Origin of the sequence: Flavobacterium sp. (assembly GCF_044357305.1) — a bacterium.
GTDB lineage: Bacteria > Bacteroidota > Bacteroidia > Flavobacteriales > Flavobacteriaceae > Flavobacterium.
This window is the reverse complement of sequence record NZ_JBIKPS010000001.1, coordinates 152957-165778: the sequence shown is the minus strand read 5'-3', so window position 1 is coordinate 165778 and position 12822 is coordinate 152957. Positions and strand designations below refer to the sequence as shown.

General features: G+C 34.3%; 13 protein-coding genes. 7 read left to right on the top strand and 6 right to left on the bottom strand.

The annotated features are described in order from the left end of the window. Window position 1 precedes the first annotated feature (1 nt). The 6 genes from ACIQ2J_RS00745 to ACIQ2J_RS00720 all read right to left on the bottom strand — a co-directional run bounded on the left by ACIQ2J_RS00745 (window position 2) and on the right by ACIQ2J_RS00720 (window position 2747). Window positions 2-274, bottom strand: coding sequence for a Txe/YoeB family addiction module toxin (locus ACIQ2J_RS00745; protein WP_396165504.1), 273 nt, complete (start codon window positions 272-274; stop codon window positions 2-4). Continuing rightward, a complete protein-coding gene (locus ACIQ2J_RS00740) occupies window positions 265-462 on the bottom strand; it encodes a DUF2683 family protein (protein ID WP_396165503.1) in 198 nt (65 codons plus the stop codon). Before ACIQ2J_RS00740 ends, ACIQ2J_RS00745 begins: the two co-directional genes overlap by 10 nt. Window positions 463-490: 28 nt before the next feature. Then, window positions 491-625 (bottom strand): hypothetical protein, encoded by a 135-nt coding sequence (locus tag ACIQ2J_RS00735; protein ID WP_396165501.1) that lies wholly within the window; start codon window positions 623-625, stop codon window positions 491-493. Further along, the gene (locus tag ACIQ2J_RS00730; RefSeq protein WP_396165498.1) at window positions 615-845 is read right to left on the bottom strand and encodes a hypothetical protein; all 231 of its coding nucleotides are present in this window, start codon (window positions 843-845) and stop codon (window positions 615-617) included. Before ACIQ2J_RS00730 ends, ACIQ2J_RS00735 begins: the two co-directional genes overlap by 11 nt. Window positions 846-875: 30 nt before the next feature. Beyond that, window positions 876-2324, bottom strand: a complete 1449-nt coding sequence (gene sufB, locus ACIQ2J_RS00725) for a Fe-S cluster assembly protein SufB (RefSeq protein ID WP_396165496.1) — start codon at window positions 2322-2324, stop codon at window positions 876-878. Window positions 2325-2417: 93 nt separating this feature from the next. Beyond that, window positions 2418-2747 carry a HesB/IscA family protein gene (locus ACIQ2J_RS00720; protein ID WP_396165493.1) on the bottom strand — a complete coding sequence of 110 codons (330 nt, stop codon included), beginning with the start codon at window positions 2745-2747 and terminating at the stop codon, window positions 2418-2420. Window positions 2748-2986: 239 nt separating this feature from the next. On the opposite strand from ACIQ2J_RS00720, the gene ACIQ2J_RS00715 reads away from it, so the two are divergent. The 7 genes from ACIQ2J_RS00715 (at window position 2987) to ACIQ2J_RS00685 (ending at window position 12788) form a co-directional block, all read left to right on the top strand. Then, window positions 2987-3241 carry a DUF6922 domain-containing protein gene (locus tag ACIQ2J_RS00715; protein WP_396165491.1) on the top strand — a complete coding sequence of 85 codons (255 nt, stop codon included), beginning with the start codon at window positions 2987-2989 and terminating at the stop codon, window positions 3239-3241. Next, window positions 3231-3863, top strand: coding sequence for a nucleotidyl transferase AbiEii/AbiGii toxin family protein (locus ACIQ2J_RS00710; protein WP_396165489.1), 633 nt, complete (start codon window positions 3231-3233; stop codon window positions 3861-3863). The genes ACIQ2J_RS00715 and ACIQ2J_RS00710 overlap by 11 nt, the downstream gene beginning before the upstream one ends. 3 nt (window positions 3864-3866) lie before the next feature. After that, complete coding sequence (locus ACIQ2J_RS00705) at window positions 3867-4727, top strand: MBL fold metallo-hydrolase (protein ID WP_396165487.1); 861 nt, start codon at window positions 3867-3869, stop codon at window positions 4725-4727. Window positions 4728-4796: 69 nt separating this feature from the next. Further along, complete coding sequence (locus tag ACIQ2J_RS00700; protein ID WP_396165484.1) at window positions 4797-6386, top strand: S8 family peptidase; 1590 nt, start codon at window positions 4797-4799, stop codon at window positions 6384-6386. 53 nt (window positions 6387-6439) lie between these two features. Further along, window positions 6440-8323 carry a M1 family metallopeptidase gene (locus ACIQ2J_RS00695; protein WP_396165482.1) on the top strand — a complete coding sequence of 628 codons (1884 nt, stop codon included), beginning with the start codon at window positions 6440-6442 and terminating at the stop codon, window positions 8321-8323. Window positions 8324-8372: 49 nt separating this feature from the next. Next, window positions 8373-10520 carry a T9SS type A sorting domain-containing protein gene (locus ACIQ2J_RS00690; RefSeq protein WP_396165479.1) on the top strand — a complete coding sequence of 716 codons (2148 nt, stop codon included), beginning with the start codon at window positions 8373-8375 and terminating at the stop codon, window positions 10518-10520. A gap of 120 nt (window positions 10521-10640) precedes the next feature. Further along, a complete protein-coding gene (locus tag ACIQ2J_RS00685) occupies window positions 10641-12788 on the top strand; it encodes a T9SS type A sorting domain-containing protein (RefSeq protein ID WP_396165477.1) in 2148 nt (715 codons plus the stop codon). The last annotated feature ends 34 nt before the right edge of the window (window positions 12789-12822 follow it).

Below are 12822 nucleotides of genomic sequence, written 5' to 3'. Positions count from 1 at the left end.
TTTATTCGTAATGCCCTTTTAAAGACAAAATATTTAATATTTCTATGGTTTCTTCTTCTGTAACTCTATAAATTATTCGGTGTTCTTGATTTATTCTTCTAGACCATCGGCCAGATAAACTATATTTTAAAGGTTCTGGTTTTCCAATTCCTTCAAATGGGTGCAATTGGATATCATTAATTAAAGCAGTAATTTTATTCATAATTGCTTTATTGCCAGATTTTTTCCAGTATTCCCTGTCTCTTTGGGCTTTTTCAGAATAAATTACTTCCACAAATCTTCCAATTTTATTTTTACTCCTTTCCCTTCCTTAATGCTTTGCTCTGCCTCCAAAATTTCTTTTACAAACTCCGGATTATATGGTTTTTCTTCGTCTTTAACGATTTCAAAACCCAATGATTTTGCCAATGATTTCAACAATGGAAAATCTTTTTTCTTAACGTTTTTTAAAATTAATTCCATAATATTAATGTTTGAAATTATAATTTATTTATTCTGCATGCTTTATTTCGAACAATTTTAAAAGTTTTTTCTCAACAATTCTAGCATTAAAAAGCGCTGGTCTAACTTTTACAGATGAAAAATCATCAAATGGAAAAGGGACTAAAACGATACTATTTTTCATTTTTAATAGGTTCTCCGTCGTTTATTGAATATATTTCTGCTTCTTCCTTCAAAAAATTAAAAGCAGGATTTGAAGCAATACCTTCCATCCACAATTTTTCTTTATTTTCTTCTTCCACCAAAATTATCACACGGACATTTTGATTTTTTTGTTTCAATGAGTAATTAAGTTTTAGATCACCAAATTGATTGGTGTGCGTTTTTATTTCAATTGCTCTCATTTTATAAATTTTAATTCAAATATACAAACTTTACCCAACACTTCCTTCCAACGAAATTTCCAATAATTTCTGAGCCTCTACAGCAAATTCCATTGGTAATTTATTCAATACTTCTTTACTAAAACCGTTTACGATTAAAGCAATAGCTTTTTCAGTTGGAATGCCTCGTTGGTTGCAATAAAAAACTTGGTCTTCTCCAATTTTAGAAGTTGTGGCTTCGTGCTCAATTTTTGCGGAAGCATTTTTACTTTCGATGTACGGAAACGTGTGTGCGCCACAATTATTTCCCATTAAAAGCGAATCGCATTGCGAAAAATTACGGGCGTTTTCGGCATTGGCACTAATTCGAACCAAACCTCTATAACTATTTTGCGATCTTCCTGCCGAAATTCCTTTAGAAATAATAGTTGATCTGGTATTTTTTCCCAAATGTACCATCTTGGTTCCGGTGTCGGCTTGTTGGAAATTATTGGTTACCGCAATCGAGTAAAATTCGCCAATAGAATTATCGCCTTTCAAAACAACCGATGGATATTTCCAGGTTACTGCAGACCCAGTTTCGACTTGCGTCCAAGATATTTTTGCATTTTTTTCGCAAATTCCTCTTTTAGTAACGAAATTAAAAACTCCGCCTTTACCTTCTTTATTTCCTGGGTACCAGTTTTGTACCGTTGAATATTTAATTTCTGCATCTTCCATGGCAACTAATTCTACCACGGCAGCATGCAATTGATTTTCATCTCTGCTTGGCGCAGTACAACCTTCAAGATACGAAACATAACTACCAGCATCCGCAATTAAAAGCGTTCTTTCAAATTGACCTGTACCGGCTTGATTGATTCGGAAATACGTAGATAATTCCATTGGGCAACGAACGCCTTTAGGAATGTAACAGAAACTTCCGTCAGAGAAAACAGCCGAATTTAATGCGGCATAAAAATTATCTTTTTGCGGAACGACTGTTCCTAAATATTTCTGAACCAATTCTGGATATTCGCGAATCGCTTCCGAAATACTCATGAAAATAATACCTTTTTCAGCCAATGTTTTTTTGAAAGTAGTAGCAACCGAAACCGAATCGACTACAATATCCATTGCGACATTGTTCATCATTTTTTGTTCGTCGATCGATATTCCTAGTTTTTTGTACATTTCCAAAAGGTCTGGATCAACATCGTCCAATGTTTTATTTGGATCTGCTTTTTTAGGTGCTGAATAATAGGAAATCGCCTGAAAATCTGGTTTTTCATAATGCACGTTTGCCCATTCTGGCTCAATCATTTGCTCCCAAGCCCGAAAAGCCTCAATACGCCAATCGGTCATCCATTGCGGCTCTTCTTTTTTCAAAGAAATAGCACGAACAATATCTTCATTTAACCCAATAGGAAAGGTCTCCGAATCTAATTCGGTGTAGAATCCGTATTCGTATTCTTTAGTTTCCAATTCGATTTTTAAATCGTCTTCTGTATATTTTGACATTATATTTTTTTTAAAACCATTAAGATATTAAGTTTCATTAAGTCTTAATTTTCTTAATTTCTTAATGGTTCAAATAATTAATTTCTGGAATTTTTATAGTGAAAAACTTTCCCCACAGCCGCAAGTTCTGCTTGCGTTAGGATTATTAAATACAAATCCTTTTCCGTTCAAACCGCCAGAAAATTCTAAAACCGTTCCGGCTAAATACAAAAACGATTTTTTTTCAACAGCAATTTTTACGTGATTATCTTCAAAAACCTTATCGTTTTCACCCAATTCTTTATCGAATTTCAATTCGTAAGACAAGCCCGAACAACCACCGCTTTTTACGCCCACACGAACGTAATCTTGAGATGGGTTAAAACCGTCGTCTTGCATCATATCGATAATTTTTTTGCTTGCAGTATCGGATACTTTTATCATAACATTATTGTTATTTATTTTAAAAGGAGTTCTGAAATTCGCAAAGAAACACTCTATTTAATTATGGTTTCTTTGAAAACTCTTTTGGTTCCTTATTTTGATTTTGTCTAAATAAAGGACAAAGTTACTACAAATATCCTTTTTTCCCACAAGCAATAACATTTTTATAACGTATGATTCGATAGAAAAAATTGATTTATGTCACATTTTTTGTATTTTTATTGCAATTTTGAAAAACCATGAAGCATAAACCCAACATTCCAGCCTTTCTCCTTTGGGAATACGATTTAAAAACCTTCAACTATGACAAGTCCTATAAGATTGTTATTGAAAGGGTATTAGAAAGAGGGACTATGGAAAATTGGAAAGAAATTGTTTCTTACTACCCCATCGAAAAAATTTTAGAAACTATTGATTGGTCTGCTCAACTTCAAGAAAGAGATAAAAATTTTAGCAAATTGTTTTTAAAATCCGATTATTTCAATGCTGTGTAAAGATCCCTTTATTATTAAACCTGAAACTTTTACCTTAATTCAAGAATTACAATCTTTGGATGTTTTGAAAGAGTTTTATTTGGTTGGAGGAACCGCTCTTGCTTTGAAATTAGGTCATCGAAATTCTATCGATATTGATTTGTTTACCCAAAATGATTTTTCAACTCAAGAAATTGAAGAAATAGTATCTCCAAACAATACTTTTAGCAAATCTTTCGAAAGAAAAAACACTTTGATGTGTTTTATAAACACGATTAAAACAGATTTTATTAAACACGATTATCCATTTGTTAAAGAGCCTATTACCGAAGAAGGAATAACCTATCTTTCACTTGAAGATATTGCAGCCATGAAATTAAATGCAATAGTTGGATCGGGCAAAAGATTAAAAGATTTTATTGATATTTATTATCTTCTAGAACATTTTTCGGTAAACCAAATGCTAAACTTTTATCAAATAAAATACCCTAATAGTAATAAATTAATTGCTTTAAAAGGCTTAGAATATTTTGGCGATATTGATCCCAATATAGATCCTCCAATTCTAAAAAAACCAATTGCATTATCTAAAATTAAAAAAAGAATAATCGAAGGCATTTTACACATAAACAAAACTTTTTAACAAATGAAACTATACCCAATAGAAGCAGGAAATTTTAAATTAGATGGTGGAGCAATGTTTGGTGTGGTGCCAAAAACCATCTGGAATAAAACCAATCCGGCAGACGAAAATAACCTTATCGATATTGCTGCGCGTTGCCTTTTAATTGAAGAGGGGAACCGTTTAATCCTTATTGATACTGGAATGGGGAACAAACAGTCGGATAAATTTTTTAGCTATTATTCGTTGTGGGGAACGAATTCGTTAGACAAATCTTTGGCTAAATATGGTTTCCATCGGGACGATGTTACTGATGTTTTTATGACCCATTTGCATTTCGACCATTGTGGCGGTAGCGTAAATTGGAATAAAGACAAAACCGGTTACGAAGTCGCTTTTAAAAATGCTAACTATTGGACCAACGAAAACCATTGGGAATGGGCAACCAAACCAAACCCAAGGGAAAAAGCATCGTTTTTGCACGAGAATATTATTCCGATGCAAGAAAGCGGACATCTTAATTTTATCAAAAGAACCGAAGGCGATTTTGTAGAAAAATCAGAATTAGGTTTTGGTATTTTCTTTGTAGACGGGCATACCGAAAAAATGATGGTGCCTTACATTGATTTCCAAGGGAAAACCATTTGTTTCCCAGCCGATTTATTGCCCACTGCAGGGCATGTGCCAATTCCTTATGTAATGGGATACGACACAAGACCCTTGCTAACCATGCCCGAAAAAACAAAATTTCTTACCCAAGCAGCAGAGCTAAATTTCTATCTTTTTCTAGAACACGATGCCCATAACGAAATCATTACTGTAGAAAAAACAGAAAAAGGGGTTCGACTAAAAGAAGTTTTCCGTTGTGAAGACCTCTTAATTTAGTGTTAATCCTTTCGGAAATTCTATTTAAAGACAATATTTTTATCGCAATTATCAAATAAAATTAACAAAATGAAACTTAACCCATTCTACATTTCGGCTATAGCCCTTATGGCCAGTGCGTCTATAAATGCACAACAAAGCACCAACACTTTTATTGCTAAAAAAACCGAATTAACCGAACTTCAAAAGCAACGTTGGAGTGATTTGGATTTAAAAAAAGACTCCATCCCTGGAATGAGTGTGGATAAAGCTTATGCGGAGCTTTTGAAAAACAAAAAAGGAACCAAAATTATTGTGGGTGTTGTAGATTCCGGATTGGATATTGATCACGAAGATTTAAAAGGTAAAATCTGGACCAATACCAAAGAAATTCCGGGTAATAATATTGACGATGACAAAAATGGATTTGTAGACGACGTTCACGGATGGAACTTTCTTGGCGAAGCAACTAACGAAAATTTAGAGTTGACTCGTATCGTGAAAAAAGGGGACGACGGATCAGAAATTTACAAATCTGCGAAAGCAGAATTAGACAAAAAATTAGAGGGTTTAACGCCTCAGAAAAAGCAAGTGGATATGATTGTTGCGGCAGACAAAGCCATTCGCGAAGAATTGAAAAAAGACAAATACAGTATAGAGGAACTTAAAGCGATTGTTACTACCGATGCTGGTTTGTCTCGAAGTAAAATGATTATGTCGAGTATTGCTTCTCAAGCGGGGGAAGGTTTTCAAGACGAAATAAAATCCTATTCGGATTATGTTTATGACCAATTAAATTTCAATTTGAATGTAGATTTTTCAGGTAGAAAAGTAGGTGATAATCCAGAAGACATGAAAGAAACCCATTACGGAAACGGAAATGTGAAAGGTCCAAATGTAGAAGATGCCCTTCACGGAACCCACGTTGCGGGAATTATTGCTCAAATTCGTGGAAACGATAAAGGTGGCGATGGTGTAGTGGCGGATAATGTAGAAATCTTGGCCGTTCGTGCGGTGCCAAATGGCGATGAATACGACAAAGATATTGCTCTTGCTATTCGTTATGCGGTAGATAATGGTGCTAAAGTAATCAACGGAAGTTTCGGTAAAGATTATTCTCCTCACAAAGAATGGGTTTGGGATGCTATTAAATATGCGGCTAGCAAAGACGTTTTAATTGTTCACGCAGCAGGAAACGATGCTAAAAGTGTAGATGCCAAACCAAACTTTCCAACGGATGAAATGAACGGAAAAGAAATCTCTGATAATTTACTAACAATTGGAGCCTTAAATAATAAATATGGCAGTGAATTAGTAGCCGATTTTTCTAATTATGGTGCTAAGAATGTAGATGTTTTTGCTCCTGGAGTAGAAATTTATGCTACGGTTCCCAACAACGATTACAAATACGAGCAAGGAACTTCTATGGCAGCTCCAAATGCAGCAGGTGTTGCAGCATTAGTTCGTTCGTATTATCCAAAACTTACCGCCTCTCAAGTGAAACACATTTTGATGGATTCTGGAACTACTATTACGGAAACCGTAACGGTGGATGAAACCAAAATCTCCATGCCATTTGCTACTACGTGTGTTTCTGGTAAAATTGTAAATGCCTACAACGCTTTACTTATGGCCGAAAAGATGTCTGTGAAAACGAAAGTTAAAAAAGGCAAAAAATAATACTAATTCACACCGAAAGGAAGGTTAACCCCTTCCTTTTTTCTTTTAAAAATATGAAAAAGACTCTTTTATTTCTCCTTATCGGAATAGGAACTCCTAAACTAGTAGCACAAAGCACCGGCTATTGGCAGCAACATGTTGACTATAAAATGGAGGTTACTATGGATGTAAAAACCTACCAATACCATGGCAAACAAGAATTGGTTTATACCAACAATTCTGCCGATACCTTGCGTCGTGTTTTTTACCATTTGTATAACAATGCCTTCCAACCCGGAAGTGAAATGGATATGCGTTTGCAAACCATAAAAGATCCTGATGGCCGTATGGTTACCAAAACCAAAGTTGGCGATAAAGAAATAAAAGAAAGTAGAATTGCCAAATTGCAACCTAACGAAATTGGGTATTTACACGTTTCTAATTTCAAGCAAGATGACGTTACTGCCGTTGCAAAAGAAGTAGAAACCATTCTAGAAGTTACGCTTGCTAAACCAATTCTTCCAGGAAAATCAACCACTTTTACATTGGATTTTGCTGGGCAAGTTCCGGTTCAAATTCGTAGATCGGGGAGAAATAACAAAGAAGGGGTAGAGCTTTCTATGGCGCAATGGTATCCAAAAATGGCCGAATTTGATTTTGAAGGATGGCATGCTGATGCTTATATTGCTAGAGAATTTCATGGCGTTTGGGGAAATTTTGATGTAAAAATCACCATCGATAAAAACTACCTTTTGGGCGGATCTGGCTATTTGCAAAATGGCAACGAAATCGGATTTAACTACCAAGATAAAGACGTGGTGGTAACCGTTCCTAAAAAGCAAAAGACCTTGACTTGGCATTTTATTGCACCAAATGTGCACGATTTTACTTGGGCTGCCGATAAAAATTATCTTCACGATGTGGTTCCTACCAATTTTGGGACGACTTTGCATTTTATCTACAAAAACAATCCAAAGATCATTGAAAACTGGAAACAAGCCGAACCTAAAACGGTGCAGTTGATGGAATACTACAATAAAATTGTAGGCAAATATCCTTACCAACAGTATTCGGTTATTCAAGGGGGCGATGGCGGAATGGAATATGCCATGTGTACCTTAATTCTAGGAGAAGGAACATTTGATGGATTGGTTGGTGTAATTGCTCATGAAATGGGACATTCTTGGTTCCAACACATTTTAGCCACTAACGAAAGCAAACATTCATGGATGGACGAAGGCTTTACATCATTTATTGAAGATTTAGGATTAAACGAATTAGCTGATAAAAAAGCTGAAAATCCATTTGCAGGTTCTTATAAATCATACATTAATTTGGCTAATTCAGGAAAAGAACAACCTCTTTCTACTCATGCTGATCGATATGACGAAAACAGAAGTTATAGCATAGCTTCTTACAGTAAAGGTGAAGTATTTTTGGCACAAATACAGTACCTCATCGGAAAAGAAAATTTAATGAAAACAGTAAAACGTTATTATTCTGAATTCAGATTCAAACATCCAACTCCAAATGACATTAAACGCACGGCAGAACGTGTTTCAGGAGCAAATCTCGATTGGTATTTAACCGATTGGACGGAAACCCTAAATACAATTGATTATGGCATTAAAGCCGTAGAAGGCGCAACCGATGGTGTTCCGAAAACAGGGATTTCTTTAGAGCGCATCGGAAGAACCCCCATGCCAATAGATATTTTGGTGGAATATACTGATGGCAGCAAAGAAAGTTTTTACATTCCGTTGCGGATGATGAGTTTTGAAAAAGAAAACCCAACCCCCGAAATTGCAAGAACTGTATTGAAAGATTGGGCCTGGGGAAATCCAAATTATACTTTTGAAATTAATAAATCGAAAGATAAAATCAAGAAAATTATTATTGATCCAAGCGGTTTAATGGCCGATGTAAAGCCGGAGAATAATAGTTATGAAGTGAAATAAACCTATTATTATCTTGAAATTCTTACATTTGACCTCGAATTTCAACATTATGAAAAAAAAATACTTCTTATTTGTGCTAAGCTTTCTGTTTACTAGCGCTTATTCGCAAATTGTTACCATACCCGATGTGCAATTTAAAAATAAAATACTTAGTTCCACTCCGTTTGTAAGTATTGCAACTAATAGCAGTGGCAGCTATATAAGGGTAGATGCAAACCAAGATGGACAAATTCAACAAAGCGAAGCCAACGCTGTGTATTCTTTAAATGTCAGTAATTCATCCATTTTGGATGTAACTGGCATAAAAAGTTTTACCAATATCAATACCTTTAGTGCAACTGGAAATCAAATTAGTACTGCTGATTTTAGTGATTTATTGTTTTTAAGAAATTTATCTCTAACGAATAATTTAATTACTTCCAATTCGTTAAATCTTTCTGGTTTACACCTTACAGGGTTGGGATTAAATAGCAATTTTATTACTAATATTAGTCAGTTTGGGTTAACTTTTGTAAATCTTTTATCGCTACAAAACAATCAAATAACAACTTTAAATTTGACCAATATAGTAGGGATTATGAATTTAAATTGTTCCAATAATTTGATAACTACTTTAGATGTAAGCGCATATGGAGCATTGGGGACCTTAAATTGTAGTAACAATCCTAATTTGAATACTATAAATTTAAAAAATGGTGCTTTTGAGAGCAATCTTGATTTTTCTAACACACCACTTTTGAAATATATTTGTTCTGATGAAAGTGAAGCGGTTTCTGTTCAAAATAAAATCACTCAATATGGCTATACGGATTGTCATGTAAATGCTTATTGTAGTTTTAGTCCGGGCGGCGTATCTTATGTTATTCAAGGCACCAATACTTTTGATGAAAATGCTAATGGTTGTGATGCATCCGATATGGCATTTCCAAATCAGAAATTTATTATATCCAATGGCAGTATTTCTTCAATCATTATTCCTGATGCTTCCGGCAATTATTCTATATATATGGCAGAAGGAACCCATACAGTAACTCCTGTATTAGAAAACGCAGCCTATTTCAATAGTACACCCCCAATGGTTCAGGTTAGTTTTCCTGCAACTGCAAGTCCGTTCGTTCAAAATTTTTGTCTTGCTCCAAATGGAATCCACAACGATTTGGAAGTTAGCCTTTTTCCAATCAGTCCTGCAAGACCAGGGTTTAATGCTAGTTATAAAATAGTATATAAAAACAAAGGGACAACCACACAATCTGGACATTTAGAAATGACATTTGACGATAATAAATCCAATTTTGTCACTTCATTTCCATTACTTTCAAGTCAGAGTAACGGTTTTATAACTTGGAATTACTCCAATTTGTTGCCTCTTGAATCGCGTGAAATTGTTTTTGTGGTACAGGTAAATTCACCTACACAAACCCCGCCAATTAATTCTGGTGATTATTTAGGTTATAGAGCAACTGTTTTTCCTGTTGTAAACGATGAGCTTCCTTATGACAATAATCAAGATTTAAAACAAATAGTGGTTAATTCTTTAGATCCAAATGACAAAACCTGTGCAGAAGGACCTTTCGTTGGACCAGAAAGTGTCGGAAAGTATGTGCATTACATCATCCGATTTGAAAATACTGGAACCTATCCAGCAGAAAATGTAGTGGTAAAAGACCTAATAGACCTATCTAAATTTGATATTACAACTTTAACACCTGTAAGTTCCAGCCATCCATTTGTGACTCGAATCTCAGCAAATAATAACGTAGAATTCATATTTGAAAACATCAATTTGCCTTTTTTAGATGCTACTAATGATGGCTATGTAGCATTTAAAATAAAAACATTGCCAAGTTTGGTTTTGGGGGACACCTTTACCAATAAAGCCAATATTTATTTTGATTATAATTTTCCAATCATAACCAATTTGGCCTCTACCACGATACAAGCTTTGGCAACTTCCGATTTTGATTTTAAGGATTATTTTAGTTTGTATCCGAATCCAACGGATAGCGTTTTGAATATTAAAACCCAAAAAGATATTGCAATTAGTTCCACAAGCATTTATAATACTATAGGACAATTGGTACTTATTTCAACGGGCGATCGCAATTCTATAGATGTCTCTAGCTTAAAAACAGGGAGTTATTTTATAAAAATTGTATCCAATATTGGAACTACTAGTAGCAAGTTTATTAAAAACTAATAGATGCTTTTTCAATTCAATTGAAAAAAATTGAATTGAAAAAACAATACTCTTTTGAATAAACAACTTAAAATTAACACCCAAAAAGAAATATTACATTTTACCTCAAATAATAAACTAATGAAAAAAATTTATTTTCTAATTGCATTAAGTTTCCTTTTTAATATTGGTTATTCTCAAATTGTTGCCATTCCCGATGTGCAGTTTAAAAACAGGCTACTTCAGGCTTCTCAATATGTAAATGTTGCTACAAACATTAGTGGGAGTTATATTAAAATAGATACTAATCTTAATGGTGAAATTGAAGTGAACGAAGCTGCAGCTGTTGGAGGATTAGAACTATCCAATTGTGGCATCACGAATCTTACGGGTATTGAAGCTTTTACAGAATTAAGAGTGCTCAGAGCGCTTAGTAATCAGTTGACCTCTGTCAATTTTACAAGCAATATTTATCTGAATAATTTGAACTTAAATAGTAATCAGATTACATCCAATGCTATAAATTTAACCGGCTTATACCTTTTTGGTTTATACATCAGTGATAATGCCTTAAGTACCTTTGATTTTTATGGCGCAATCAGTATTCGAGACGTATATATAGGAGGCAACGACATTACTTCGATGAATCTATCAGGACACAACGAAGTTAACACTTTTTCTTGCTATGGAAATCTAATAACGAGTTTGGATGTTTCTGAATTTCCAGCATTAGGGTCTTTTAATTGTTACAATTGTCCGCAACTTACTTTCTTGAATTTAAAAAATAGTGCTCCCAACAGTAGCTTGGTTTTTGGAAGTTGTCCTAATTTACGTTTCATCTGTGCCGATGAAGGAATGATCAACAGCATTCAAAATCAAATCACCCAATATAGTTATACTAACTGCAATCTAAATTCGTATTGCTCGTTCAGTCCAGGAGGAAATTTCTTCTCCATTCAAGGAAATAGTAAATATGATGCGGATGCAAATGGTTGTGGCACCAACGATTTAAACAGTGCTTTTAAATCCTTTTCAATCACCGATGGAACCAATACAAGTATTGTGATATCTAATAATTTAGGAGATTATTCTTTGCCTGTTATTGAAGGGACTTACACTATAACACCATTGGTTGAAAACTCGAGTTATTTCAACATTTCTCCTACAAGTAGTTCTGTAATATTTCCGGATGCAACTAGTCCGTTCCTTCAAAACTTTTGCACTACAGCAAACGGAAGTCATACCGATATAGAGGTCAGTATTTTTCCGATAACTCCAGCAAGACCTGGGTTTAACGCCAGCTATAAAATAATTTATAAAAACAAAGGAACTACACCGCAATCGGGATATGTAGAAATGGCATTTGACGATAATAAATCCAATTTTGTTGCTTCAGTGCCCGATTTTTCCAATCAAGCTTCCAGTCTTATCACTTGGAATTATGTTAATTTACTACCTTCGGAATCTAGATCTATAGTTTTTGTCGTACAAATAAATTCACCAATACAAACCCCGCCAATTAATTCTGGGGATTATTTAGGTTATAGAGCTACTGTTTTTCCTATTGTAAACGACGAACTTCCTTATGATAATAATCAAGACTTAAAACAATTAGTAGTCAATTCTTTAGATCCAAATGATAAAATCTGTGCTGAGGGCCCTGCGGTGGAACCAGCTGCCATCGGAAAGTATGTACATTACATCATCCGATTTGAAAATACAGGAACCTTTCCTGCAGAAAATGTAGTGGTAAAAGATCTAATTGATTTATCTAAATTTGATGTTAGCAGTTTAACACCTGTTACTGCCAGCCATCCATTTGTAACCAGAATATCGGCAAATAACAAAGTAGAATTTATATTTGAAAACATCAATTTGCCATTTGAAAACAATTCTAACGATGGGTATGTAGCGTATAAAATTAAGACGTTACCTAGTTTAGTTCTTGGGGATACCTTTACCAACAAGGCCAATATCTATTTTGATTATAATTTTCCTATAATAACCAATACTGCATCTACAACTATTCAGTCATTGGCAACTAACGACTTTGATTTTAAGGATTATTTTAGTTTGTACCCTAACCCAACTAACGGAATAATAAACATTAAATCCAAAAAGGGAAGCGCTATAAGTTCTATAAGCATCTATAATACGCTAGGTCAATTGGTATTGATAGCTACTGGAAACAACAATTCAATAGATGTTTCGAGTTTAAAAACAGGAACTTATTTTATAAAAGTTACTTCGGATAAAGGAACAGCGGGTAGTAAATTTATGAAGAATTAATTCCGAATAAAATAAATTAATCCGACGTTATAGT

What these genes read in the sequence shown, in the direction of transcription:
- ACIQ2J_RS00690 (WP_396165479.1), top strand. Translation starts at nt 8,373, where the DNA reads ATGAAAAAAAAATACTTCTTATTTGTGCTAAGCTTTCTGTTTACTAGC.
- ACIQ2J_RS00710 (WP_396165489.1), top strand. Translation starts at nt 3,231, where the DNA reads ATGCTGTGTAAAGATCCCTTTATTATTAAACCTGAAACTTTTACCTTA.
- ACIQ2J_RS00705 (WP_396165487.1), top strand. Translation starts at nt 3,867, where the DNA reads ATGAAACTATACCCAATAGAAGCAGGAAATTTTAAATTAGATGGTGGA.
- ACIQ2J_RS00730 (WP_396165498.1), bottom strand. Translation starts at nt 845, where the DNA reads ATGAGAGCAATTGAAATAAAAACGCACACCAATCAATTTGGTGATCTA.
- ACIQ2J_RS00700 (WP_396165484.1), top strand. Translation starts at nt 4,797, where the DNA reads ATGAAACTTAACCCATTCTACATTTCGGCTATAGCCCTTATGGCCAGT.
- ACIQ2J_RS00735 (WP_396165501.1), bottom strand. Translation starts at nt 625, where the DNA reads ATGAAAAATAGTATCGTTTTAGTCCCTTTTCCATTTGATGATTTTTCA.
- ACIQ2J_RS00695 (WP_396165482.1), top strand. Translation starts at nt 6,440, where the DNA reads ATGAAAAAGACTCTTTTATTTCTCCTTATCGGAATAGGAACTCCTAAA.
- sufB (WP_396165496.1), bottom strand. Translation starts at nt 2,324, where the DNA reads ATGTCAAAATATACAGAAGACGATTTAAAAATCGAATTGGAAACTAAA.
- ACIQ2J_RS00715 (WP_396165491.1), top strand. Translation starts at nt 2,987, where the DNA reads ATGAAGCATAAACCCAACATTCCAGCCTTTCTCCTTTGGGAATACGAT.
- ACIQ2J_RS00720 (WP_396165493.1), bottom strand. Translation starts at nt 2,747, where the DNA reads ATGATAAAAGTATCCGATACTGCAAGCAAAAAAATTATCGATATGATG.
- ACIQ2J_RS00685 (WP_396165477.1), top strand. Translation starts at nt 10,641, where the DNA reads ATGAAAAAAATTTATTTTCTAATTGCATTAAGTTTCCTTTTTAATATT.
- ACIQ2J_RS00740 (WP_396165503.1), bottom strand. Translation starts at nt 462, where the DNA reads ATGGAATTAATTTTAAAAAACGTTAAGAAAAAAGATTTTCCATTGTTG.